The organism is Sphingobium sp. LF-16 (genome assembly GCF_003711185.1).
GTDB classification, from domain to species: Bacteria; Pseudomonadota; Alphaproteobacteria; order Sphingomonadales; family Sphingomonadaceae; genus Sphingobium; species Sphingobium yanoikuyae_A.
On record NZ_CP029335.1, the window covers coordinates 471613 to 495259 of the forward strand.

Annotated in this window: 22 protein-coding genes; 10 read left to right on the top strand and 12 right to left on the bottom strand. The window is 67.5% G+C overall.

What is annotated here, in order from left to right:
* Window positions 1-81: 81 nt before the first annotated feature.
* Window positions 82-1053: an SPFH domain-containing protein gene (locus tag DIZ22_RS02325; protein ID WP_017501387.1), complete on the bottom strand. Its 972-nt coding sequence runs from the start codon at window positions 1051-1053 to the stop codon at window positions 82-84.
* A gap of 77 nt (window positions 1054-1130) precedes the next feature.
* Between DIZ22_RS02325 and DIZ22_RS02330 the strand changes: the two genes are divergently transcribed.
* The gene (locus tag DIZ22_RS02330) at window positions 1131-1946 is read left to right on the top strand and encodes a CoA ester lyase (RefSeq protein ID WP_048937711.1); all 816 of its coding nucleotides are present in this window, start codon (window positions 1131-1133) and stop codon (window positions 1944-1946) included.
* A 16-nt stretch (window positions 1947-1962) separates the two neighbouring features.
* Window positions 1963-2898, top strand: a complete 936-nt coding sequence (locus DIZ22_RS02335; protein WP_010335543.1) for a lactate dehydrogenase — start codon at window positions 1963-1965, stop codon at window positions 2896-2898.
* Between the two features lie 13 nt (window positions 2899-2911).
* Here the strand turns inward: DIZ22_RS02335 and DIZ22_RS02340 are convergent, their stop codons facing one another.
* Window positions 2912-3865 carry a quinoprotein relay system zinc metallohydrolase 1 gene (locus DIZ22_RS02340; RefSeq protein ID WP_048937710.1) on the bottom strand — a complete coding sequence of 318 codons (954 nt, stop codon included), beginning with the start codon at window positions 3863-3865 and terminating at the stop codon, window positions 2912-2914.
* Window positions 3862-4686: a quinoprotein dehydrogenase-associated SoxYZ-like carrier gene (locus DIZ22_RS02345; protein WP_048937709.1), complete on the bottom strand. Its 825-nt coding sequence runs from the start codon at window positions 4684-4686 to the stop codon at window positions 3862-3864. Before DIZ22_RS02345 ends, DIZ22_RS02340 begins: the two co-directional genes overlap by 4 nt.
* Window positions 4687-4770: 84 nt before the next feature.
* On the opposite strand from DIZ22_RS02345, the gene DIZ22_RS02350 reads away from it, so the two are divergent.
* Window positions 4771-5316 (top strand): rhodanese-like domain-containing protein, encoded by a 546-nt coding sequence (locus tag DIZ22_RS02350; RefSeq protein ID WP_048937708.1) that lies wholly within the window; start codon window positions 4771-4773, stop codon window positions 5314-5316.
* Between the two features lie 88 nt (window positions 5317-5404).
* Window positions 5405-5848, top strand: a complete 444-nt coding sequence (locus DIZ22_RS02355; RefSeq protein ID WP_017501382.1) for a pseudoazurin — start codon at window positions 5405-5407, stop codon at window positions 5846-5848.
* A gap of 63 nt (window positions 5849-5911) precedes the next feature.
* On the opposite strand, the gene DIZ22_RS02360 is transcribed toward DIZ22_RS02355, so the two are convergent.
* From DIZ22_RS02360 to DIZ22_RS02375, 4 genes are read right to left on the bottom strand one after another with little or no spacing between them, the layout of a single operon-like run.
* Window positions 5912-8416, bottom strand: a complete 2505-nt coding sequence (locus DIZ22_RS02360) for an FtsX-like permease family protein (protein ID WP_122927879.1) — start codon at window positions 8414-8416, stop codon at window positions 5912-5914.
* Between the two features lie 24 nt (window positions 8417-8440).
* The gene (locus DIZ22_RS02365) at window positions 8441-9133 is read right to left on the bottom strand and encodes an ABC transporter ATP-binding protein (protein WP_122927880.1); all 693 of its coding nucleotides are present in this window, start codon (window positions 9131-9133) and stop codon (window positions 8441-8443) included.
* Window positions 9134-9144: 11 nt separating this feature from the next.
* Complete coding sequence (locus tag DIZ22_RS02370) at window positions 9145-10461, bottom strand: efflux RND transporter periplasmic adaptor subunit (protein WP_048937706.1); 1317 nt, start codon at window positions 10459-10461, stop codon at window positions 9145-9147.
* Window positions 10462-10513: 52 nt separating this feature from the next.
* A complete protein-coding gene (locus DIZ22_RS02375) occupies window positions 10514-10714 on the bottom strand; it encodes a hypothetical protein (RefSeq protein WP_048937705.1) in 201 nt (66 codons plus the stop codon).
* 172 nt (window positions 10715-10886) lie between these two features.
* Between DIZ22_RS02375 and DIZ22_RS02380 the strand changes: the two genes are divergently transcribed.
* Together DIZ22_RS02380 and DIZ22_RS02385 are read left to right on the top strand one after the other, a co-directional pair.
* Window positions 10887-12296, top strand: coding sequence for a sigma-54 dependent transcriptional regulator (locus DIZ22_RS02380; protein ID WP_170978427.1), 1410 nt, complete (start codon window positions 10887-10889; stop codon window positions 12294-12296).
* Window positions 12286-13626 (top strand): HAMP domain-containing sensor histidine kinase, encoded by a 1341-nt coding sequence (locus DIZ22_RS02385; RefSeq protein ID WP_048937703.1) that lies wholly within the window; start codon window positions 12286-12288, stop codon window positions 13624-13626. The genes DIZ22_RS02380 and DIZ22_RS02385 overlap by 11 nt, the downstream gene beginning before the upstream one ends.
* An 18-nt stretch (window positions 13627-13644) precedes the next feature.
* Here the strand turns inward: DIZ22_RS02385 and DIZ22_RS02390 are convergent, their stop codons facing one another.
* Window positions 13645-14691 (bottom strand): NADP(H)-dependent aldo-keto reductase, encoded by a 1047-nt coding sequence (locus DIZ22_RS02390; RefSeq protein ID WP_010335553.1) that lies wholly within the window; start codon window positions 14689-14691, stop codon window positions 13645-13647.
* A gap of 201 nt (window positions 14692-14892) precedes the next feature.
* Here DIZ22_RS02390 and DIZ22_RS02395 point away from each other — a divergent pair, with 201 nt between their 5' ends.
* Window positions 14893-15543 carry a DedA family protein gene (locus DIZ22_RS02395; protein ID WP_004208058.1) on the top strand — a complete coding sequence of 217 codons (651 nt, stop codon included), beginning with the start codon at window positions 14893-14895 and terminating at the stop codon, window positions 15541-15543.
* Between the two features lie 117 nt (window positions 15544-15660).
* Window positions 15661-16314 (top strand): YjbE family putative metal transport protein, encoded by a 654-nt coding sequence (locus DIZ22_RS02400; protein ID WP_048937702.1) that lies wholly within the window; start codon window positions 15661-15663, stop codon window positions 16312-16314.
* Between the two features lie 157 nt (window positions 16315-16471).
* Here DIZ22_RS02400 and DIZ22_RS02405 read toward each other — a convergent pair whose 3' ends face one another.
* From DIZ22_RS02405 to DIZ22_RS02420, 4 genes are read right to left on the bottom strand one after another with little or no spacing between them, the layout of a single operon-like run.
* Window positions 16472-17515, bottom strand: coding sequence for an AbrB family transcriptional regulator (locus DIZ22_RS02405; protein ID WP_048937701.1), 1044 nt, complete (start codon window positions 17513-17515; stop codon window positions 16472-16474).
* Window positions 17516-17519: 4 nt separating this feature from the next.
* Entirely contained in the window at window positions 17520-18821 is a 1302-nt protein-coding gene (locus DIZ22_RS02410; RefSeq protein WP_004208055.1) for a CitMHS family transporter, read from the bottom strand.
* A 34-nt stretch (window positions 18822-18855) separates the two neighbouring features.
* Window positions 18856-20346: a porin gene (locus DIZ22_RS02415; RefSeq protein ID WP_048937700.1), complete on the bottom strand. Its 1491-nt coding sequence runs from the start codon at window positions 20344-20346 to the stop codon at window positions 18856-18858.
* Window positions 20347-20348: 2 nt separating this feature from the next.
* Complete coding sequence (locus DIZ22_RS02420) at window positions 20349-21422, bottom strand: ABC transporter substrate-binding protein (protein WP_048937699.1); 1074 nt, start codon at window positions 21420-21422, stop codon at window positions 20349-20351.
* Between the two features lie 106 nt (window positions 21423-21528).
* On the opposite strand from DIZ22_RS02420, the gene DIZ22_RS02425 reads away from it, so the two are divergent.
* The gene (locus tag DIZ22_RS02425; RefSeq protein ID WP_004208051.1) at window positions 21529-22182 is read left to right on the top strand and encodes a response regulator transcription factor; all 654 of its coding nucleotides are present in this window, start codon (window positions 21529-21531) and stop codon (window positions 22180-22182) included.
* Window positions 22172-23584, top strand: coding sequence for a sensor histidine kinase (locus tag DIZ22_RS02430; RefSeq protein WP_048937698.1), 1413 nt, complete (start codon window positions 22172-22174; stop codon window positions 23582-23584). The genes DIZ22_RS02425 and DIZ22_RS02430 overlap by 11 nt, the downstream gene beginning before the upstream one ends.
* The last annotated feature ends 63 nt before the right edge of the window (window positions 23585-23647 follow it).

A 23647-nucleotide genomic window follows, 5' to 3' on the forward strand; every position in this document is an offset into this window, starting at 1 on the left:
TGGGTGCGTAGCGCGCGGTGGCTTGGCCGCTATGGCCTGACAGAGCGGACCGGTTGCGCAGGGGCGCCATCGCTCTCCCCCTCAGCCCTGGGTCTGGCCGAACGGGCCTCGGCGTGGCGCGGCGGGTGGCGCTGGTGGGGTGGGGGTGTCGCCTAGCGCTTCCTTGGCGAGCTGGCCGATGCCGCCGAGCGTGCCGATGAGCTGGGTCGCCTCGACCGGGAAGAGGATGGTCTTGGCATTGGGCGAGGTGGCGAATTGCTGCACCGCGTCGGTATATTTCTGGGCGATGAAGTAATTGAGCGCCTGCGGATTGCCCGCGGCGATCGCGTCCGACACCATCTGCGTCGCCTTGGCTTCGGCTTCCGCCTCGCGTTCGCGCGCCTCGGCATCGCGGAAGGCGGCTTCGCGGCGGCCTTCGGCTTCCAGGATCTGCGACTGTTTCTGGCCCTCGGCGCGCAGGATCTCGCTGCTTTTCAGGCCCTCGGCCTCCAGGATGTTGGCGCGCTTCTCGCGCTCCGCCTTCATCTGCCGGCCCATGGCGTTGACGATGTCGGCGGGCGGGCGGATGTCCTTGAGCTCGACGCGGGTGATCTTGATGCCCCAGGCGTTGGTGGCATGATCGACCACGGAGAGGAGGCGGGCGTTGATCTCGTCGCGCTTCGACAGGGTCTCGTCGAGGTCCATCGAGCCCATCACGGTGCGCAAATTGGTGGTGGCGAGCTGCATGATGGCGACATAGAGTTCGGACACTTCATAGGCGGCCTTGGCGGCGTCGAGCACCTGGAAGAAGACCACACCGTCGACCGACACCATGGCATTGTCCTTGGTGATGATTTCCTGCCCCGGAATGTCGACGACCTGCTCCATCATGTTGATCTTGCGACCGACGGCGTAGAAGAAGGCGGGATAGAAATTGAGGCCGGGCTTCGCCACCTCGGTAAAGCGGCCGAAACGCTCGATGGTATATTGATAGCCCTGCCGCACCACCTTGACGCTGACCGCCAGGTAGAAGAGCACCAGAAACGTGACCGTGAGTGCGAAGGTCGTCACCATATGTCCTCCCCAATGTGGGAGCGCACTATGGCGGCTATTCGTTAACGGGAAAAGGCAAAGTGATGGAGAGACATAAGATGCAGTTGCGCCACGCCCGATCCCTGCTGTTCCTGCCCGCGTCCAACCCGCGCGCGGTGGCCAAGGCACGCACGCTGCCGTGCGACATGGTGATCCTCGACCTGGAGGATGCGGTGCCCGACGCGGACAAGGCGGCGGCGCTGGACGCGGCGGTGGAGGCCGTGGGCGAGGGCTTTGGCGGGCGGCTGATGGCGGTGCGGATCAATGTCGAGGGGATGCCGTCGCATGGCCCCGAGATGGTGGCATTGAAGCGCACCGCGGTCGACTATGTGGTGCTGCCCAAGGTCGAGAATGCCAAGCAGGTGAAGGATGTCTATTCCGTCGCGCAGAAGCCGGTGATCGCGATGATCGAGAGCGCGAAGGGCGTGCTGGCGGCGCCGGGAATCGCGGCGGGCGAGGGCTGCGCGGCGCTGTTCGTGGGCACCAATGATTTGCGCAAGGATCTGGCCATTCCGCCCTCGGCCGGGCGGGCGGGGCTGGTCCATGTGCTGCAGAGCGTGGTGCTGGCGGCGCGGGCGGCGGGGATCGCGGTGTTCGACGGGGTGTTCAACCGGCTGGATGACGAGGCGGGGCTGGAGGCGGAATGCGCCGAGGGGCATGGCTTCGGCTTTGACGGCAAGACGCTGATCCACCCCGGACAGGTGCCGGTGGCGAACCAGGCGTTCGGCCCGGACGCGCAGGCGGTGGCGGATGCGCGCCGGCTGATCGAGGCGGCGACCGGCGGGGCCGAGCGCTTCGAGGGGCGGATGATCGAGGCGATGCATGTCGACGAGGCGCGGGCGCTGGTGGCGCGGGCGGAGGCGGTCGGGCAATAGCGAAAGGCGACAAGGCATGGCGGTACGGTTCGACAAGGTTGCGATCATCGGGACCGGTCATGTCGGTGCCACGGCCGCCTATGCGATGATGCTGCGCGGGCTGTTCACGCAGATATTGCTGATCGATGCGGACGGGCCGCGCGCGCAGGCCGAGGCGCTGGACATTGCCGACGCCAATGCGCTGGCGCGGCCGGCCCATGTCCTGCGCGGCGACTATCGGGATGCGGGCGACGCGGCGATCGTCGTCATCACGGCCGGCGCGACCACCCATGGCGAGGAAAGCCGGCTGTCAGTCGCCGGACGCAGCGCCGCCATCGTGGCGGACTGTGCGCGGCGGGTGGTGGAAGCAGGCTTTGGCGGGGTGATGATCGTCGCGTCCAACCCGGTCGACGCGATGGCGCAGGTGGCGCAGCGCGCGTCGGGGCTGCCGGTGGGGCAGGTGATCGGCACGGGGACGCTGCTCGACAGTGCGCGCTTTCGCCGGCGGCTGGCCGACCGGCTGGGGGTGGCGCCGGTGTCGGTCGAGGGACAGGTGCTGGGCGAACATGGCGACAGCGAGGTGGCGGTCTTTTCGGGCGTGCGGATCGGCGGGGTGACACTGGACCAGTTTCGCGGCGGCGCGGTGCTGGACCGGGCGGAACTGGCGCATGAGACGATGCGGGCGGGCTATGCGATCAACTATGGCAAGGGCCATACAAGCTATGGCGTGGCGACGGCGATCGTGCGGCTGTGCGAGGCGGTGCGGCGCGACGAGCAGGTGGTGCTGCCGGTGTCGACCCTGGCCCATGGAGAATGCGGCGTGGCGGGCGTCTATCTGAGCCTGCCCTGCGTGATCGGGGCGCTGGGGGTGAGCCGGGTGCTGGCGCCGGACCTGGATGCGGAGGAACGGGCGGCGCTGCGGGCGTCGGCAGCGGTGTTGCAGGGCATCATGGACGGGCTGGAATCCCATTGAAAATCGCCGGCGATCATCCCTCCGGCAGGTCCACCCTGGGCAGCAGTTCCGCCTCCAGGGCGGGATAGAGGTGGGCGACGCTGCGTTGCAGCTCGTAGCGGGCGGCGGCGATGGTGGCGAAGCGGGCGGGGATGGGGAGAGTGCCGGCCTCCACCATGTCGAGTCCTGACTGCACGGCGGCGCGCAGCGTCATGTCGAGCCAGTCGAGCCAGTCGCGGGTCTGGGCGATGGCGCGGGTGCCGGCGGGATCGAACGGGCCATGGCCGGGGATCGCCGCCTTGTGCGGCAGCTTTGCGAGCGCATCCAGGCTTTCGCGCCAGCGGCCAAGGTTCGCGGTCGGGGTGCTGGGCGCGCGGTCGAGGAAGAGCAGGTCGCCTGCGACCAGCGTGCCGGTGCGTTCGTCCAATAAGGCGAGATCGGCATTGCTGTGGCCGGCGAGCGGCAGTAGTTGCAGGCGGCGGCCGCCGAAATCCTCCGCCGGCTGGTCGATCCGCCGCCCCGGCAGGGCGAGGTCGGTGCCGTGCATCCAGTCGCCCAGCAGGCGATAGAGCGCATCGGAAAAGCCGCGTCCGTCCCGTTCCATGTCGGTGATGGTGCCGGGCAGGGCGGCGACGGTGGCGGGATCGAAGGCGGCGATGCCCATGCCATGGTCGGGATGGAGATGGGTGACATAGACCCGTATGACCGGCTGGCCGGTCAGCGTCTCCGCCACTTTCCTGAGCATGTGGCCATAGCGGATCGACGGGCCGGCATCGACCAGCAATGTGCCGGCCGGGGTGGCGATGATCGTAATATTGGCGATCGCGCCGCCATTGGCGAAGAGCATCGGTTCGTCGGCGCCATGGATCATCCACAGGCCATCGGCGACCGGCTGCGGATCGATGCGATACTCGTCCGTCGCGGCGCCGGCCAGCAGCGGGAGGGCGCCGGTCATGCCGGCCAGCGCCTGTCGGCGGCTGAGCATCATCGGCCGGTCGCGCCGGTGGCAGCGGGCAGGGGCGATTGGCGAGCGACCGTCACCTTGGCGAGATAGGCGCGGCCATTGGTGTCGCGCGCGGCGATGGAGAGCGTGTCGCCGGGATGGGCGCGGGGCATCAGCGTGATGGCGGGGTCTTCGGCGACGGCGGCCCATATCTCCATCTGACCGAGCAGCCGGCCGTCAGGGCCGGTCACGCGCATCTGTTCGATATGATAGGTCGGGATATTGGCGACGAAGCCGGTGTCCATCGGATGGCGGAAGGTGACGCGCAGCCGACTGGCGCCGTCGGCCATCGGCCAGGCTTCGCCCCGCATTTCGCCCAGATGCTGGGCCCAGTCGCCCTTCACCCGGCTGACCGGCGGGGCCGAACAGCCGCCGCCCGCCGCATCGACCCAGCCGCCGCTGACCAGCCATTGGCCGTCCGCCAGTTGCACCGCGCCGCGCACCGGGGTGCGCTGGTCGAGCTTGATGCGGGTGGCGACATAGGGCTGCGCGCCGGCGGGGCGATAGTCGATGGCGATCGGGATGGGATTGAGATCGGCCAGGATCAGCATGCGCCTGACCGGACCGAGGCCGCGCGCGTCGAGCGCGACCGGGAAGCTGCGCTGATTTTCCGCGATTTCGGGATAGCTGACCTTCACGCGCGGATCGAAGCGGACCGGATCGTCGCCGAAGATGGTCTGCGCATGGGCGGTCCACATCGGCGAGTGCAGCGGATCGGCGGGATAGGGCGCGCGGGCAGGCGCGATGCTGCCGGCTGCCAGCAGGCAGGACATGGCCATGGCTGTCAGGGTCTTGCGCCTGTTCATCCTCTTCTCCCAAAGTCCATGCCTAGCGCCGGGAAAAACCGGCTACCATTGCACCTTGGGTCGTGGAGCCTGGGAGGGATGGGGATGCGGGCGAGGATAGGGCTGATGGCGGTGCTGCTGCTGGTGCCTGGCGTGACGCAGGCGCAGGAGGCGGGGCTGTTCGATGCGGAGGGCTATCGCATCGCTCATTATCGCAGTCCCGTGCATCGCCCGCCCGAGGGCGTGGGCCGGATCGCGCCGGCCGCGATCGCCGGGCTGCGGCCGGATGTCGACATGATCCTGATCGACGTGCTGCCGGCCGAGGGCGGCCATCGCGAGGCGGACGGACGCTGGCAACTGGCGCAGCCGCATGAGAGCATTCCCGGTGCCCACTGGTTTCCCGAAAGCGGGCGGGGCGCGCCGATGCCGGATATCGCCGACTGGTTCGCGCGCGGGGTTGCGCGGCTGACCGGGGGGAAGCGCGACCGGATGATCGTCACCTTCTGCCGCGCGGATTGCTGGATGGGCTGGAATGCGGCGCGACGGCTGCGGGCGATGGGCTATCGCAATATCTGGTGGCTGGCCGAGGGAACGGACGGCTGGCGCGATCTGGGACGCGACCTGACGCCCGTCCAACCCGCGCGCCGATAGGACCAAAGGTCAATTGTCTGGCCCCCGTTTTTGGGCATGTTGCACGCTAACGGGGTAGTTCAAACCATTGATTTTCGGGAGAGAGTAAATGCTTCATCGTTCGGCGCTGGCGATCATCGGCGGCCTGGCCATGGCCAGTGCGATGCCGGCCGCGGCCAAGGATATCACCGTCCATATGAAGAACAAGGGCGCCGATGGCGCGATGGTGTTCGAGCCGTCCTTCGTGAAGGCGGCGCCGGGCGACGTGATCCATTTCCAGCCGACCGACCCCAGCCATAATGCCGAGACCATCTCCACCATGTTGCCGGCCGGCGCGACCCCGATGAAGGGCGCGATGAACAAGGAAGCGGTGCTGACCGTCAGCAAGCCGGGCCTCTATGGCATCAAGTGCATGCCCCATTATTCGATGGGCATGGTGGCGCTGGTGCAGGTGGGCAAGCCGACGGCGGCCGATGTGACGGCGGCCAAGGCGGTCAAGCTGCCGCCCTTCGCCGCCAAGCGGATGAATGCGGCGCTCGCCCAGGTGAAATAGGCGCGGGCCAGTCCCGCGAACAGGCAGGCCGGTCATCCACCAGGATAGCCGGCCTGTTTCCTGTCATTCGTAGCGCAGCGCGTGGATCGGGTTGGTGCGCGCGACGCGGAAGCTGTGCGCGCCGATCGTGAGGATCGCGATCAGCAGCGCCAGCCCGCCTGCCAGCAGGAAGGGCAGGGGCGTCAGCGCGATGCGGGAGTCAAAGCCGTTGAGCCAGTCGCGCATCACCCACCAGGCGACCGGCCAGGCGATCAGGTTGGCGATCATCACCGGGCGGGTGAACTGCCAGACCAGCAGTTGCACGATCTTGCCCGTGCTGGCGCCCAGCACCTTGCGGATGCCGATTTCCTTGGTCCGGCGCTGCGCGGTGAAGGCGGACAGGCCGAACAGGCCGAGGCAGCCGACGATCACCGCCAGCAGGGCGAAGGCGGCGAAGGCCTGGGCCCGTGCTTCCTCGGCATGATAGACTTCGCGCACGATGTCGTCGCTGAAGCGGGCGGTGAAGGGCACTTCGGGAGCGAGCCGCTTCCACACGCTTTCGATCCGCGCCAGCACCGTCGCCGGATTGCCATGATAGCGGATCAGCATTTCGTTATGATTGTCGCGATCGAAGAGGAAGAAGATCGGGTCCATCGGATCGCGGATCGAGCGGAAGCGCGAATCCTGGACGACGCCGATGATGGTGATGGGCACGCTGCCGCCAAATTCGTCGCGCACCAGGCCGCCACGGACCTGCTTGCCGATCGCATCCTGCGGTGAGGTAAAGCCCAGCCGCTTGACCGCCAGTTCGTTGACCACGGTATTGGCGCCGCGCGCGGCAAAGGCCCGCTCGGCCTCCGGGACTTCCGGGAAGGGACGGGTGATGTCGTCGATCGGCCGGTTGATGTCGAAGCTCCGCCCGGCGAGCAGCTTGATGCCCATCGTGTCGAAGAATTTGGTGTCGACCTGATAGATGCCCATGCTGATCGGCTCTTCACGGCCGGGCACGAGGATGCCGCTGTTGGTGTTGTTGGTGGTGCTGATGCCGATATTGGTGCGGCCGACCGAGGTCACGCCGTCGACCTTCTCGATTTCCCGCACCATCGTGTCGAGCACCGGATCAAGCTGGCGGCGGCTGATGCCGGAAATCTGGATCAGCCCCTCGCGCTTGTAGCCGGGATCGGAATTGCGGGCGTAGAGGGTCTGGGCATAGACCACCGCGGTGCAGATGATGAGGCCGATCGACACCGCGAACTGGGCGACGACCAGCGCACTGCGCAGCCGGCCCGATCCTTCCGCATCGGCCGCCGACTTGTTGGCCTTGAGCACGCGGGCGGGCTGGAAGCGGGACAGGTAGAAGGCGGGATAGGCGCCGCCGGCCACGCCCACAAGAAGCACCAGGCCGATGATCGGCAGGATGAGGCCGCCGCTGCCGAAATAATGGAGGCTGAGGTCCGCGTCGAGGAAGCGGCTGACCAGCGGCAGCAGCAATTCGGTCAGCGCCAGCGCGACCAGCATCGCCACCGCCGAGACCAGGATGGATTCGCCGATGAATTGCAGCACCAACTGGCGGCGATTGGCGCCCAGCACCTTGCGCAGGGCAACTTCCCGCGCGCGCTGGCTGGCGCGGGCGGTGGCGAGGTTGACGAAATTGACGCAGGCCATGCCGAGGATGAGCAGGGCGACGATGGCGAAGGTGACGATCGAGCCGCGATCATTGCCCGGCGTCATCGACCCGTTCTGAGCCCGACCAAGATGGACGTCGCGGACATTGACGAGGGCGAAGTTCATGTCGTCGCCCTGGTTGAAGCGGCGGCCGCCGAAAAACTGGTCGGGGATGTTGCGCTTTTCCCATTGCGGCAGCTGGGCATTGATCGCCTTGACGTCGGCGCCGGGCTTCAGCCGGACATAGATCCAGCCCGACTGCCAGCCATATTGGCTGAGGAAATCGGGCGTCTGCGCCCAGTAGCTGGGCGGATCATAGCGGGCGAGCATGGTGAGCTTGAGGTGCGAGGCCTTGGGCAGATCCTTGAGCACGCCATTGACGCGATAGTCGGTCGAGATGCCGCGCGAGATGAGCGTCAGCGTCTGGCCCATCGGGTCTTCGCTGCCGAAGCGGCGCTTCGCCTCGCTGTCGGTCAGCACCATGTCGCCGGGCTTTGCGAGCGCGGTACGCGGATCGCCCTTCACCAGCGGCAGGTCGAGCACATCGAACACCGGGCCGTCGACGAATTTCATGTCGTCGACTTCGGTCGCGACGCCGTTGCGCAGCACGACCGGCCCCGCCGACAGCAGGTGGACGGCCGCCGCGATCTGCGGAAAATCCTTCCGCAGCGCCGCCTGCGCGACATAGGGCGCCATCTGGAGATTATTTTCGCGGCCGCCATGCGGATCGGTATAATAGGTCTGGAACTGGAAGGTCCGGTCCGCCTGCGGCATCCAGGCGTCGAAGGTCAGTTCATTGCGGACGAACAGCAGGATGATGAGGCAGGCCGCCATGCCGGTCGCCAGCCCCAATATGTTGATCGCCGCATAGGTGCGGCTCTTGAGCAGCGACCGCAGGCCCACCGTCAGATAATTGCGCCACATGGGAAGTCTCTCCGTCTTGGGCTGTCAGGCAGCGCGGCGCCGTTCCTGCAGGATACGGCCGTCCAGCATATGGACGACGCGGCTGGCATAATCGGCATGGGCGGGCGAATGGGTGACCATGACGATGGTCGATCCTTCGGCGTTGAGCGTCTGGAGCATCTTCATCACCTCCTCGCCATGGCTGGTGTCGAGATTGCCGGTCGGTTCGTCGGCCAGGATCAGGCGCGGTTCGGACACCAGCGCGCGGGCGACGGCAACGCGCTGCTGCTGGCCGCCCGACAGCTGGCTGGGCCGGTGGCGGGCACGATGGGCGATGCCGACCCGGTCCATCACCGCCTCGACCTTCGCCTTGCGCTCGGCGGCGGGCATGGCGTGATAGAGCAGGGCGAGCTCGATATTCTCGGCCACGCTCAGCTCGTCGATCAGGTTGAAGCTCTGGAAGATGAAGCCCAGATGCGTCTTGCGGATGCCCGCCAGCCTGGGTTCGGGCAGGCCCGCAATCTCGGTGTCGCCAAAGCGGTAGGAGCCGCTCGACGGGCTGTCGAGCATGCCGATCATGTTCAGCAGGGTCGACTTGCCGCAGCCCGACGGGCCCATGATCGCGACAAATTCGCCCTGGAAGATGTCGAGGTCGATCGCGTCGAGCGCGGTGGTTTCGACCATGTCGGTGCGATAGACGCGGCTGAGGTCACGCAGGCTGAGCAACGCTTGGGTCATGTCTTTGCCTTTCACTTCTTTTCGAGGACCAGCCGATCCTTGTCGGCAAACCCGGTATAGGGGGATGTGAGCACCTGCTCGCCGGGCTCCAGCCCGTCGAGAATCTCGATATAGTCGGCGTTGCGCCGGCCGAGGCGCACGGCGCGCTTCACCGCCTCGCCGCCGTCGGGCGTCACCACGAACACCCAGCTACCGCCGGTATCATTGTAGAAGCTGCCATTGGGGATGAGCCGCGCGCGCACCGGATCGCCCAGGGTCAGCTTGGCCTGGAGCGTCTGGCCGCGCTGGATCTGGGGCGGTTCGCCGTCGAGGAACTGCAGGTCGATCTCGAACTGGCCGTTGCGCACGGTCGGATAGATTTTCGCGACCTTCATCCGGTAGCTCTTGCCGTTCCAGTCGACCGTCGCGGTCTGGCCGAGCTGGACGCGGGGCAGGTAGAATTCGTCGATCCCGGCGACCAGCTTGTTGCGGCCGGGGCTGTCGATCTGGCCCAGCCGCTCGCCGCGCGCCATCGACTGGCCGACCTGGATCGAGAAGGCGGAGACTGTTCCGGCGACCGGCGCGCGCAGGTTCAGCGCTTCCAGGCTGGCGCGGGCGACGCCGAGGCTGGACTGGAGGGTTTCGGCCGAGGCGCGCAGCTGGGCGAGCTGGCTGGTCTGGAGCCGCTCGTCGGTCTGCTGGGTGCGGGCGAGGACGGCCCGCCGGTCGCGCTGATAGGTAAGGTCGTCGCGCGTGTCGGCAAAGGTCCGGCCGGCGACGAAGCCGCGCGCGGCCAGCGGTGCTTCCCGCTCATATTGGCGCTGCGCCTTCTTGAGGTCGAGATCGGCCTCCAGCATGGCGCGGTTGTTGGTGAGCCGGTTCTGCGACAGCGCCAGTTCCTGGCTGCGCATGGAATTGAGCTGCTGTGTCACTTCGGTCTGGCGGGCGAGGACCGACAGTTGCAGTTCGGCGTTGGACAGGCGGGCGAGCAACTGGCCCTTCTGGACAGTGGCGCCATCCTCGACCAGCACCTCCTCGACCCGGCCGCCCTCGATCGCGTCGAGATAGACGGTGATGAGCGGGGTGACGCGGGCGCGGAGCGGCAGGAAATCGTCGAACCGGCCCTGGCTGACGGTGGAGACGACGATGCGGTCGGCCGGCAGGGTCTGGCTGTTGCTGCTGGGCATATAATACCAGGCGGTGCCGAGCAGCGCGATCGCGCCGGCGGCGCCCAGTGCGATCTTTGCGCGCAGCGGCAGGGTCTTGCGCGCCACCACCCGGTCCATCGCGCCGCCGCTGGTGGGCGCGGCGGCCCGCGGCGTTTCGCTGGGCATGCTGACGACGCTCATGCGCGGCGGCTCCACTGTCCGATTCCGAACATTGCTTGTCCGATAGCGAACATCAGGCGAGGAAGGGCTTGCAGCCGGTGCCGGCGCGGGCGGGGCAGCGGAGATGCCCGGCCTCGGCCGCCATCTGGCGCGGCGCTTCGCAGCCGAACGGCCGGGAAGCGGCCTGCGGCGCCGCCATTACCAGCAGGGTGGCGGCGATGCCGAGCAGGATCGAAAGCGGTTTTGACAGCAAGGAGCCGGGCCGGCGATACATTGTCAGTCTCCATCTGGACATGGGCGCGCACGCCCTTTGCCCGATGCTTCGCAAGCGGCGTGCCAGTTGCCTTTTTGCGAGCATATGCGGGCCGTGACGGGTCTGGCACGGATATTGATTGCACGGTTCCGGACAGGCGCTGTACGGGAGCGAACGGATGACAGAGGGGCGGATGACACAGGAGAAGCCATTCGAGCTGTGCGTCGTCATCGATGATGATGACGACATATTGCTGGCCGCGCGCCTGTTGCTGCGCGCGATCTTTGGCGAAGTGCTGACCTTCCGCGACCCCGAATCCGCCTTTGCCGCGACCGCCGGTCTGACCCCCGAAGCATTCCTGCTCGACGCCAATTTCTCGCGCGGGGCGACCAATGCGGCGGAAGGGTTCGAATGGCTGGGCCGTTTCCTGGCGCGCGATCCGCAAGCCGTGATCGTGATGATTACCGCCCATGCCGGGGTGCAGGTCGCGATCGAGGCGATGAAGCGCGGGGCCACCGACTTCGTGACCAAGCCCTGGTCGAACGAGCGGCTGCTGGCGACGGTGCGCACGGCCGCAGCGCTGCGCGCGTCGCGCAAGGCAGTGGCGCAGAAGGACAAGGTGGCGATGATCGCGGCGGCGCCGGCGGGCGAAACGCCGCTGCTCGGCACGTCACCGGCGATGGCGCGGGTGCAGCAACTGATCGACCGTGCCGCGCCGACCGACGCCAATGTGCTGATCCTGGGCGAGAATGGCACGGGCAAGGAACTGGTCGCGCGCGAACTGCATCGCCGATCGCGGCGGGCCGAGCGGATCATGCTGCCGGTCGACCTGGGCGCGGTGGCCGAGAGCGTGATCGATTCCGAATTGTTCGGGCATGTGAAGGGCGCCTTCACCGATGCGCGGGCCGACCGGATCGGGCGGTTGCAGGCGGCCGATGGCGGCACCCTGTTCCTGGACGAGATCGGTAATCTGCCGCTGCACCTGCAGCCCAAGCTGCTGACCGCACTGGAGCAGCGCAAGGTGACGCCGGTGGGCGCCAACAAGCCGGTGCCGGTGGACATCAGGGTGATCGCCGCCACCAACCTGAGCGCCGGGCAGATCGCGGACGAGGGGCGGTTCCGCCAGGATCTGCTGTTCCGGCTCAATACGGTCGAGATAGTGCTGCCGCCGCTGCGCGAACGGCGCGAGGATATTCCCGCGCTGGTCGCCCATTATCATGCGCTCTATGCCCGCAAATATGCCCGGCCGGTCCATCCGATCGCGCCCGAGCTGATGGCGGCGCTGGTCGCCTATGACTGGCCGGGCAATGTCCGCGCGCTGCGCCATGCGATCGAACGGGCGGTGATCCTGGCCGGCGACGCGCCCTTTGGCATCGAGGATATCCCGCTGCGCAGCCATGGAAGTCCCGAGCCGGTCCGGATCGACCGGGCCGCCGTGGTGGAGGCGCCGCCACCACCCGACGACATGAATCTGGAACGGGTCGAGCGGCGGCTGGTCGAGACCGCGCTGATGAAGCATGGCTATAATATATCCAGCGCCGCCGCCGAGCTGGGCCTGACCCGCGCCTCCCTCTATCGCCGCATGGAAAAACATGGGCTTTGATCGGCGCTTCTCGATCGGCCTGGCGCTGCGGCTCATCATGGCGATGGCGTGCCTGGCGGCGCTCGCCTGGGCGTTGATGACGCCGGACCTTGGCGCCGTGCGCATCCTGTGCGCGATCGGGGCGGCAGTCAGCGCTATGGCGCTATGGCATCATGTGCGCCGCGCCAATTTCGAACTGGCCCGCTTTGTCGAGGCGATCGAGTTTGGCGACCTGCAGGCGCGCTTCGCCCGGCCGGGGTCGGACAGCGGCTTCGACCAGTTGGGCGCGGCGCTCGACCGCGGCATCCGCAAGCTCCGCGACGATCGGGTGCGCTTGCAGGAGGCGTCGCGCTTCTACGAGGCGCTGGCCGATGATGCGCCCGCCGCGCTGCTGACGATCGCGCCCGATGGCCGCATCGAGCCGGTGAACAAGGCAGCGCGCAAGCTGTTCAACCGCCATGCCGGGGTGCGGCCGGACGATTATGCCCCCTATGGCGGCCATTTCGCCGCGACGCTGACCGCGCTGGAGCCGGGGCGCAGTCAGACCATGTTGATCGAGACCGATATCGGGCCGCAGCGCGTGCTGATCCGCTGCGCCAGCCTGACCCGGCTGGGCGGGGCGACGCGGGTGATTGCGGTGCAGGTGATCCAGCAGGCCCTGAACGCGGTCGAGGTGGCGGCGCAGAGCGACCTTATCCGCGTGCTGACGCATGAGATCATGAATTCGATGACGCCGGTGACCTCGCTCGCCCGCACCGCGTCGGACCTGATGGCGCAGGCGGACGATGGCGGCGATCCGCTGATCGCCGATGCCCGTGCTGCCGTCGATACGCTGGCCCGGCGCGCCGACGGGGTGATGCATTTCGTCGAAACCTATCGCACCATCACCCGCCCGCCGCTGGTCGATCGCCGGTTGTTCGCGGCGCGGCCCTTTGCCGACGAACTGGCCAAGCTGTTCGCGGCCGATGCCGATCGCGCGAGCGTGCATCTGGATGTGCGGGTCAGCCCGGCCGACCATCGCATCGATGCCGATCCCGACCTGTTGGCGCAGGTGGTCATCAACCTGCTGCGCAATGCAGCGGATGCAGCCGAATGCCATCGCGACCGGCCGGAAGTGTCGCTGAGCATCGCGGCGATCAGCGCCGGGCGCACCCGGATCGAGGTGGCGGACAATGGCCCCGGCGTGCCCGAGGCGCTGCGCCACGACATCTTCCTGCCCTTCTTCACCACCAAGAAGACCGGCAGCGGCATCGGCCTGAGCCTTGGTCGGCAGGTGCTGCTGGCGCATGACGGCACGATCGAGATCGACAGCGCGCCATCGGGCGGCGCGCTGTTCCGGCTGACGCTGTAGCGCGGCGGCCGGCCCCGGTCAGGGGCAGGGGTCGGGCAGGTCGCGATGCACCGCCTCGATCGCGGCGATGGCGTCGGCGCTGAGCGTCAGGTTGACGCTGTCGATGTCAGCCCTGAGCTGGTCCAGCGAGGTCGCGCCTATGATCGTCGCGGTGACGAATGGGCGGCTGTTGACATAGGCGAGTGCGAGCTGGGCGGGATCAAGGCCATGGGCATGGGCGATCGCGACATAGCGGGCGGCGGCCGGTGCCTGGCCGGGCAGGTCGTAGCGGACGAACTGGCGCGCGACGTCGCGGCGGGTGCCGGGCGCGATCACCCCGCCCAGATATTTGCCGGTCAGATTGCCGCCGGCGAGCGGCGAATAGGCGAGCAGGCCGACATCTTCACGCAGGGCAAATTCGGACAGGCCGATTTCGAACACGCGGTTAAGCAGATTATAGGCGTTCTGGATCGACGCGATGCGGGGCAGGCCCTGGTCCCGCGCCAGGCGCAGATATTCGCTGACGCCCCAAGGCGTTTCGTTCGACACGCCGACATGGCGGATCTTGCCCGCCTTCACCAGATCGGCAAGGGCATCGAGCGTTTCCTCGATCGGCACGGTGTCGGGCCGGTCGGCCAGAGCGGACAGGCCGCGCACGCCGAAGGAGGGGACGGGCCGGTCGGGCCAGTGGACCTGGTAGAGATCGATATAGTCGGTCTGCAACCGGCGCAGGCTGTCGTCGATTGCCTGTTCGATGTTCCGGCGATCGAGCCGGTCCGCCGTGCGGATGCCGCGCGAGGGATCGCGCGCGGGGCCGGCCACCTTGGTCGCCAGGATGATGTCGTCGCGCTTCTTTCGCCCGGCGATCCAGCTGCCGATATAGGCTTCGGTCAGGCCCTGGGTCTCGCGGCTGACCGGGGTGACCGGATACATTTCGGCGGTGTCGATGAAATTGACGCCCTGGCCGATCGCATAGTCGAGCTGGGCGTGCGCTTCGGCTTCGCTGTTTTGCGATCCCCAGGTCATGGTGCCAAGGCAGATCAGGCTGACCCAGAGGTCGGTGCGACCGAGCGTGCGATATTCCATATGTCATGGCCCTTTCTTGGCAAGCGACTGGTTTCTAGCCGTTTGTCGGGAAATGCAAAGCCATGGCGGGATCGGTTGAGAAACTATCATTGACAGCATCCGTCCGGCCGCAGACAGGAAACAGCTCGTCCATCGGTTAACCAAAGGCTCATCGGATCGCCCTAGGTTGCGACTCCTTCCCTGTTGGTGCGTTGATCGAGCATGTCTGACCTGTCTGATCTCATCCTGGACATGATTACCCGCTATGGCTGGTGGAGCGGGCCGATCATCGGCGTGCTGGCCTTTTTCGAATCGCTGGTGGTGATCGGGCTGTTCGTGCCGGCGATCGCCACGATGATCGCGGTCGGCGGGCTGATCGGGGCGGGGCTGGTCGATCCGGCGCCAGTGTTCGCCTGCGCCGTGTTCGGCGCGATCCTGGGCGACTGGGTATCCTATACGCTGGGGCGGTCGGTCGGGCCGGCCATCTATCGCCATCGCTGGCTGCGCGGGCATCGGCTGGCCTTTGCGCGGGCGCGGCTCTTCTTTCGCCGCTATGGCTTCATCTCGGTGCTGCTCGGCCGCTTCCTGGGGCCGGTCCGCTCGACCGTGCCGGTGGTCGCGGGCGTGGTGAAGATGCCGCATGGCCCGTTCCAGATCGCCAATATCCTGTCCGCCCTGCTGTGGGTGCCGGCGCTGCTGTTGCCCGGCTATCTGGCTGGCGGCCGGCTGACCCATTTCGATTTCGAGGCGGAGCATTTCGCGATGATGGCGCTGGGCCTGTGCCTGGTGCCGCTGCTGCTGGGGTGGCTGGCGATCCGTTTCTTCAACAAGCCGCGCCAGCGGCATCGCACCATGTCCGCACAGCGCGGCTGAAAGGTTGATGACAGGCTGCTTCGCTAATCGGCGGCGGCCCAATTCACACCCAATAGGCTGTTCGCTGCGGCGGTGATGTTCTTCACGTCGTTGCCTTGCGGGACGGCGAGAGGATTTATGAACGATATCTGGACTCACATAGTCGCCGATTTTTCCAATCTCGGCTCTCCATCCGCGCTGGCCGCCTTTGGCCAGGTGGTGCTGATCGACATCATGCTGGCGGCGGATAATGCGATCGTCGTCGGCGCGCTGGCCGCCGGCCTGCCGCCTGCATCGCGGCGCAAGGTGATCGCGATCGGCGTGATCGCCGCGCTGGTTCTGCGCATCGCCTTTGCCCTGCTGGTCACGCAGCTGATGCAGCTTGTCGGCCTGGTCTTTGCCGGCGGCCTGCTGCTGGTCTGGGTCGGCTGGAAGATGTGGCGCGAACTGCGCGCGCATGGCGAACCGGAAGATGCCGAGGATATTGCCGGCAAGGCTGCGCCCAAGGGCTTTGCCCAGGCGGCCTGGGCGGTCGCGATCGCCGACGTCAGCATGAGCCTGGACAATGTGCTAGCGGTGGCCGGCGCGGCGCGGGAGCATCCCGGCATCCTGGTGATCGGCCTTGTCCTGTCGGTGGCGCTGATGGGCGTGGCGGCGAACCTGCTGGCCCGCGTGATCGAACGCTATCGCGCGATCGCCTATTTCGGCCTGATCGTGATCCTCTATGTCGCCGGCAAGATGATCTATGAAGGGGCGATCGACCCGGCCACGGGCCTCATCACCCTGTTCTGAGAGCTGATTTGGAAAATGCGCGGAAGAGCGCATTTTCGATGCGGCACCGGCCCGCGCCCCCACCCGACCTCCCATCAGGGTACCATGTCTGGGCGGTCGGGTGGGGGCGCGGGCCGGTGCGGATGCGCCAGAGGCGCATAAGAGAGCGCGGGGCCGGTCAGTCGGCCCCGCTCTTCCGCCCCATGGAAGCAAAGCCGAGCGGCGCGCAGATCAGCACCAGGATGACGCGGGTCAGATGGTGGATGACGACGACGCCCGGTTCCAGCGCCAGGCTGAGCGCGACCATGCTCATTTCGGCGAGACCGCCCGGCGAATAAGCGAGAGTCAGCAGTACCGGATCGACCCCGGCAAGCGTGCCGATCCCCGCCGCCCAGGCAAAGGTGACGGCCAGCAGGATCGCCGTCGACCCCGCCGCCAGCGCCAGGATGCGCAGCAATTCCTTCAATGTCAGGCCGACGAAGCGGCAGCCCATGGTGGCGCCAAGGCCGACCTGTGCCGCGGCCAGCGCCCAGCCGGGAATGCGGAAATCGGCGAGGCCGCTCATATGCACGGCGGCGCTGACCGCCAGCGGCCCGACCAGATGCCAGGCGGGCAGGCGCAGCAGCCGGCCGATCAGCAGGCCCAGCAGCGCGCAGCCCAGCCCCCAGAAGAGCAGCGACCAGCTGGCGACATCGCCGGTCACCGGGGTGATGGCGCTGGCCGCGACCGGCGCATGGTCGAGCCGGATCAGGAAGGGCAGGATGAAGACGACGAGGAAGATGCGCGCGCCATGGATCAGGCCGATGGCGCGCTCGTCGGCGCCGCGCTCCGCCCCCATCACCACCATCTCGGCAATGCCGCCGGGCATGCCGGCGAAATAGGCGGTGGCAGGGTCGAACTTCGCGACCTTGCGGAAATAGGTGACGCACAGCAGCGCGGCGGTGGCGAGGAAGAAGGGCAGGGCGGCGAGCGGGATGATCCAGTCGCGCGCCTGTGGCAACAAATGCGGGCCAAAGCTGCTACCCAGCACCACGCCGATCACCGCCGCCATCGGGCGGCGGGTGGCGGCGGAAGCCTGAATCGGCAAACCGGCGACGCTGGCGACCGCGCAGGCCGCCATCGATCCGAGCACCCAGGGCAGTGGCGCATGGATCGACCAGAAAAGCGCGCCGCCGGCCGCCCCGACGGCAAGCGCCGCCAGGAAGCGGAGGAGTGTGTCCAATCCCCTAGGCGACAAAGGGGAAGGCCAGGGCGATCATGCCGACCAAAGTCATGACGATGCCGACCGCCGCGGCGGGCAGCAGGGTGAAGCGCTGATGATCGGCCAGGTCCACACCCGCCAGGCTGACCAGCAGATAGGTGGAGGGGACCAGCGGGCTGAGCAGGTGGACCGGCTGGCCCATCAGCGAGGCGCGGGCGATCGCCATCGGTTCGACGCCATAATGGGCGCCGGCTTCGGCGAGGATCGGCAGCATGCCGAAATAGAAGGCATCGTTGGAGATGAAGAAGGTGAAGGGCATGGAGAGCAGGGCGGTGATCGGCGCCATATAGGGGCCGAGCGCGGGCGGGATGACGCCGACGACTTCCTTGCTCATCGCCTCCACCATGCCGGTGCCGCCGAGGATGCCGGTGAAGATGCCGGCGGCGAAGATCAGCGACACGACCGACAGGACATTGCCGGCATGGGCGGCGATCCGTTCCTTCTGCTGGGCGACGCCGGGATAGTTGACGATCATGGCGATGGCGAAGGCGATCATCATCAGCACCGAGAGCGGCAGCACGCCCCAGACCAGCAGGACGAGCAGCGCCACCACCAGCAGGCCGTTGAACCAGCGCAGATGCGGCCGGCGCGCTTCGGGATATTGCGAGACGCCCAGGTCCGACGGGGCGACCGACTGGCGCGCCTGCACCTTGCCGAGGCGCCGGCGTTCCTTGATGCCGAACCAGAAGGCGAGGCCGAGCAGGAAGGCGAGGCCGGCGATCATGCCGGGGATGAGCGGCAGGAACAGGGTGGCCGGGTCCAGCTTCAGCGCGCTCGCGGCGCGGGCGGTCGGCCCGCCCCACGGGGTCAGGTTCATGATCCCGCTCGTCACCATCAGCAGGCAGACGAGATAGAGCCGGTTCATGTCGAACCTTTTGTAGAGGGGGAGCAGCGCGGCGATGGTGATGATGTAGGTGGTAGACCCGTCGCCGTCGAGGCTGACGATCGAGCAGAGCACCACGGTGCCCAGCAGGATCAGCAGCGGATCGCCATGCACGATCTTCACCAGCCGGGCGACCAGCGGGTCGAACAGGCCGGTGTCGGTCATGGTCGAGAAGAAGAGGATGGCGAACAGCAGCATGACGCCGGTCGGCGCCAGATTCTTGATGCCGTCGATCATCATGTCGCCAAGGCCGGCGGCCTGACCGGCGATCACGCCGAACAGCGAGGGGATGACGATCAGCGCGACCAGCGGCGTCATCCGCTTGGTCATGATCAGCGTCATGAAGGTGGCGACCATCAGGAAGCCGAGCAGGGCAAGATTCATCGCTGCGTCCTTGAGGGGGCTGGAGGAAGGAGGATCAGAAGGTCACGCCGACGCGGGCGCTGACGGTCTGGCCGTCATCGCCGCCCGTGTAGGTGCCGGCGCGGTTGTTGGTGTGCCACTGGATGCCGTTGAGCTGGATCCGGGTGAAGCTGTTGAGATACCAGTTGACGCCCAGCGTCGCGGCCCAGCCGTCGCCGCCCAGCACCAGGTCGGTATAATCGAGATTTTCGTAGCGGGCGGTCAGCTCGATCGCGCCGAGGCCGCCGTCGAGCACGGGGTCGAGCACATTGGGCTGGCCGAAGCTGCCGAGGCGCGGGTTGTAGGGCGGCAGTTCGCCGGTCAGGAATAGGCCGCTCGACAGGCTCCAGGCCTTGCTTTCGAAGCTGGGGCGTCCGCCGTCGAGCCGCGCGATGCGGCGACCGGCCTCACCCATCACCCAAAGGCCGCCGACATAGCCGCCCAGTTCCGCGCCATAGCCGGTGGTCGAGCGGCCGCCGAGCAGTTCGCCGGTGGTGACGCGGACCGCGCCGTTGAAGCGGCCGCCGATGACGGTGCTGCGGGTCAGCGTGGTCGCGGCGGACGACAGGGCTTCGTCGAAGAACCAGCCGCCGACATGGAGCAGCGAGCGATCGGTCCTGATCGGGTTCCAGTGCGCACGGCCGCTGAAGGTGCGGCTGTCATTGGTCGCCTGTTCGCCATCGACGCGGTCGCCGGTCACGCTGAGCGAGGCATGCCAGTTGGGACCGAACATGCGGCCCATGATGCCGATGCCGTAGAAGCCGCGCTGCGGGATGATGGCGGTCGACACCACGCCCCGTTCCAGGAAGGGGGTGGAGTCCGAACCGGTGCTGCCTTCGAAGGCGCGGTCGTTGAACAGGTGCCCCGCGCGCACGTCATAATCGACCTTGCTGCTGATCTTGTTGCGATAGCCCAGGAAGGCGGTGACGATGTCGACCTCATTCTCCGAAAAATCGCTTTCGAACTGGTAGAAGAAATGCGGGCCGACGCCGCCTTCCAGACCCAGGCGCAGCGCGCGCATGCCGGTCGTCGTGGTGTTGCGGCCGCCATATTTCGACCCCATGGTCGAGCTGACGTCGACCAGGATGCGACCGCGCGGCTTGTAGGTGAAGACGCCGTCGGCCGAGCGGAAGACGGGCAGGCCCGCGCCCCATTCGGTGGTGACGCCGGACGGATTGGCGGCGACCGCGCGGGCCTGGGCCACGTCGATATCGGCCGGGCCGGGGGGCACGATCTGCGGCGCGAAGGGGGCGATGACCAGCGGCTGGGCCGTGTCCTGCTGGGCCATTTGCGGCGCGGGCTGCGCAGCGGCGGGGGGCGTCGCGGCCTGGGCGGCGGCCTGTTGCCCCTCGATCTTGTCGAGCCGGGCCTTGAGCGCGGCGATCTCGGCCGCCTGGGCCTTTACCAGAGCGGCCAGGTCATCGGCGCTGGGCGTCTGGGCGAGGGCGGGCGTGGCGACGATCAGTGCCAGCGCGGCGCAACCGCCGCGCAACATCAGATGGGACATGCTTATCGGGCTCCGGAAATAAGGGCCGCCTGCCATTCGCGCAGGAAGCGCTGGCGCGTGAGGCGGTCGAGATTGACGAGAAGCTGCGGGCCGACGCGGATCGAGCGGGCCTGGGCAGCGGGCAGGCGGCGGCCGTTGATGTCGGTCCGCACCGGCCAGAGGCTATGTTGTGCGAGCAGCGATTGCCCTTCGCGCGAGAGGAGGAAGTCGAGGAACAGCTTGGCGGCGGCAGGGTGCCGCGCCTCGCGCGCGATGAAGGCGATGCGCGACATCACGATGGTATAATCTTCGGGAAAGACGACGCCGATGCGCGGGTCGCGGCGGGCGCGTTCCTGCGCGTAGGAGCCGATCACATTATAGGCGATCGAGAATTTGCCTTCGGCCACGCCGCGCAGCATCGGTTCGGTGGTGATGTGCAGTTGCGGCCGGGTCGCGGCCATCGCCTCCACCAGCGAACCGGTGTCGCGGGTGATGGCATAATCCTGCGTCAGATAGAGATAGCCGGTGTTCGACCGGGCGGGATCGAAGGTCGCGACCTTGCCGGTCAGCGTCTTGCTATCCTTGCGCAGCATCGCCTCCAGCGCGGCGTGGCTGCGTGGCGGATTGGCAATCGCCTTCTTGTTGTAGACATAGGCGATCGGCTCTGCGGTGACGCCAAAGCCCATATTCTTCCACACCGCATTGGCGGGCAGGGCGGGCTTTTCCGGGCTGGCATAGGCCTGGGCAAAGCCGTCGTTGATGAGCTTGACCTGCTGGTCCATCGCTGACGACCAGACCAGGTCGGCTGACATCCGGCCGCTGCGCGCCTCGGTCGAGAAGCGGCGGAACATCTCGTTCGACCCGAGGTCGGAATAGCTGACGGTGACGCCGGGATAGCGGCGCTGGAACGCCAGGATGACCGGTGCCATTTCCGACGTGTCGGCATTGGCATAGACGATGACCTGCCGTTCGGCACGGGCATCGCCGATCAGATCGTCATAGGAACGCGGATAGCCGGTTGGCCTTTGCGCTACCGCTGTCGCGCTGGTGACGGACAGGCTTGCCAGCGCCGCCACTATCTGAATAACCCTTCGCATCGACCCTGCTCCTCACATGTTCCGTTCTTCTGTCGGATTGGGAGAGGCAGTTACGAAGCCAAGCTGTCATCAACCTTTCAGCATCGGGTGCCCTATTCGGATTTTGATGATCGAGGATGACGCCGCACTGGCGCGCAGCATTGCAGCCCTGCTGCGGGCGGGCGGCCATGCGGTGGACCATGTCGCGACCGGCGAGGATGCGCTGGCGGTGGTGGGCGGGGAACCCTATGCACTGGTGATACTGGACGTGGGCCTGCCCGATATCGACGGCTTCACCGTATTGGCGGAATTGCGCCGGCGCGGCGAGAAAGTGCCGGTGCTGATGCTGACCGCACGCGATGCGCTGGACGACCGGGTGCGGGGGCTGGACCTGGGCGCCGACGATTATCTGCGCAAGCCCTTCGAGCCGCAGGAACTGGAAGCGCGGGTGCGGGCGCTGGGGCGGCGGCGCGGTGGCGATCCGACCCCGGAAATCACGGTCGGGCCGCTGACCATCAATCGATCGACCGGTGCCGCCGATGTCGCCGGACGGGCGCTGGACCTGCGCCGGCGTGAACTGGCGGTGCTCGAGTCGCTGGCGACCAGAGCCGGGCAGGTGGTGCCGCGCGAATTGCTGATCGGCGAGGTGTTCGGTTTTGACGAGCCGGTCGGCAGCAATGCGATCGAGGTGCATGTGACCCGGCTGCGCGGCAAGCTGGCGCCCGACGGGCCGGGCATCCGCACGGTGCGCGGCGTGGGCTATATGCTCGATGCCCAATGAGGGACGGCCATCGGGCGAGGGGCGGGCCATTGCCCTGCGCACCCGCCTGCTGGCGGCGATGCTGGGGCCGATGCTGGGCGCGGCGGCGATCATCGGCGTGGGCGGCGCGACGCTGATTTCCGACGTCGTCCGCCGGACCAACGACCGGGTGCTGGGCGGCGCGCTGGGCGCGATCGCCGAAACCGTGCAGGTGGAACGGGGCGAGGTGACGCTGGACCTGCCGCCCGCCGCCTTTGGCATGCTGGAGAATAGCGAGCGGGACAATGTCTATTACCGGATCGCGGTGGGCGGCACGCTGCTGACCGGCTATGCCGATCTGCCCGCGCCCGACCCGCGGACCATGCCGGTCGACCAGCCGCGGTTCCGCTTTGCCCGGTATCGCGGGCAGGACATCCGCATCGGCGAGGTGAAGCGCAGCCTGCCGCGGATCGCCGACCCGGTGATCGTGCAGGTGGCCGAGACGCTGGATAACCGGCGGGCGCTGATGCACCGGCTGATGATCGCGCTGCTGATCGGCGAACTGACGCTGGTGGGGGTGGCGATCCTGCTGCTGCGGCCGGCGCTGGGCTGGAGCCTGCGGCCGTTGCTGCGGCTGCGGCGCGCGGTCGAGGTGCGCGATGGCAGCGCGCGGCCGGATTTCTCGGCGCTGGATGCGGGGCCGTTGCCGAGCGAATTGCGGCCATTGGCGCGGGCGTTCAACCGGCTGCTGCGCCAGCTGGACCAGGCCACGGGGGGCGTGCGCCGCTTCACCGCCGATGCCTCGCACCAGATGCGCACGCCGATTTCGGTCCTGAAGGTGCAGATCGAGCTGGCGCGCCGGGGATCGCGCGAGGCGTTCGACGAGATTGCCGATGCGGCGCAGCGGCTGGAGCGGCTGGTGACGCAGTTGTTGGCGCTGGCGCGGGCCGAGGAAGCCGGGGCATCGCCGCCACTGGAGACGGTGGACCTGAAAGAGGTCAGCGCGGTGGTGGTCAACCGGCTGATCAACCAGGCGATCCAGGCGCAGGTCGAACTCAATCTGGAAGCGTCGGACGCGGAAAGCTATCGCGTCGAGGCGCATCGCACGCTGGTGTTCGAGATATTGGCCAATCTGGTCGACAATGGCATCCGCTATAACCGGTCCGGCGGCACGGTGACGATCGCGCTGGCGCAGGGCGAGGACGCGACCCTGATGACGGTCAGCGACGACGGCCCCGGCATTGCGGTGGAGCATCGCGACAAGGTGTTCGAACGCTTCTTTCGCGTGGGCGGCGCCAGCGCGCCGGAGGGGACGGGGCTGGGCCTTGCCATCGTCCAGTCCGCCGCGTCGCGCATGGGCGCGCAGGTGGAGATTGTCGAGGGCGGCGCGGGCACGCATATCCGCGTGCGCTTTCCGCGACGGGGGGAGGGTGGCGCGGTTTAGCGCGCTTCTGCCCACTTGTGCGCAGGCCGCCGCTTCGCGGAGCACCCACCGCCGGCTCCTCCC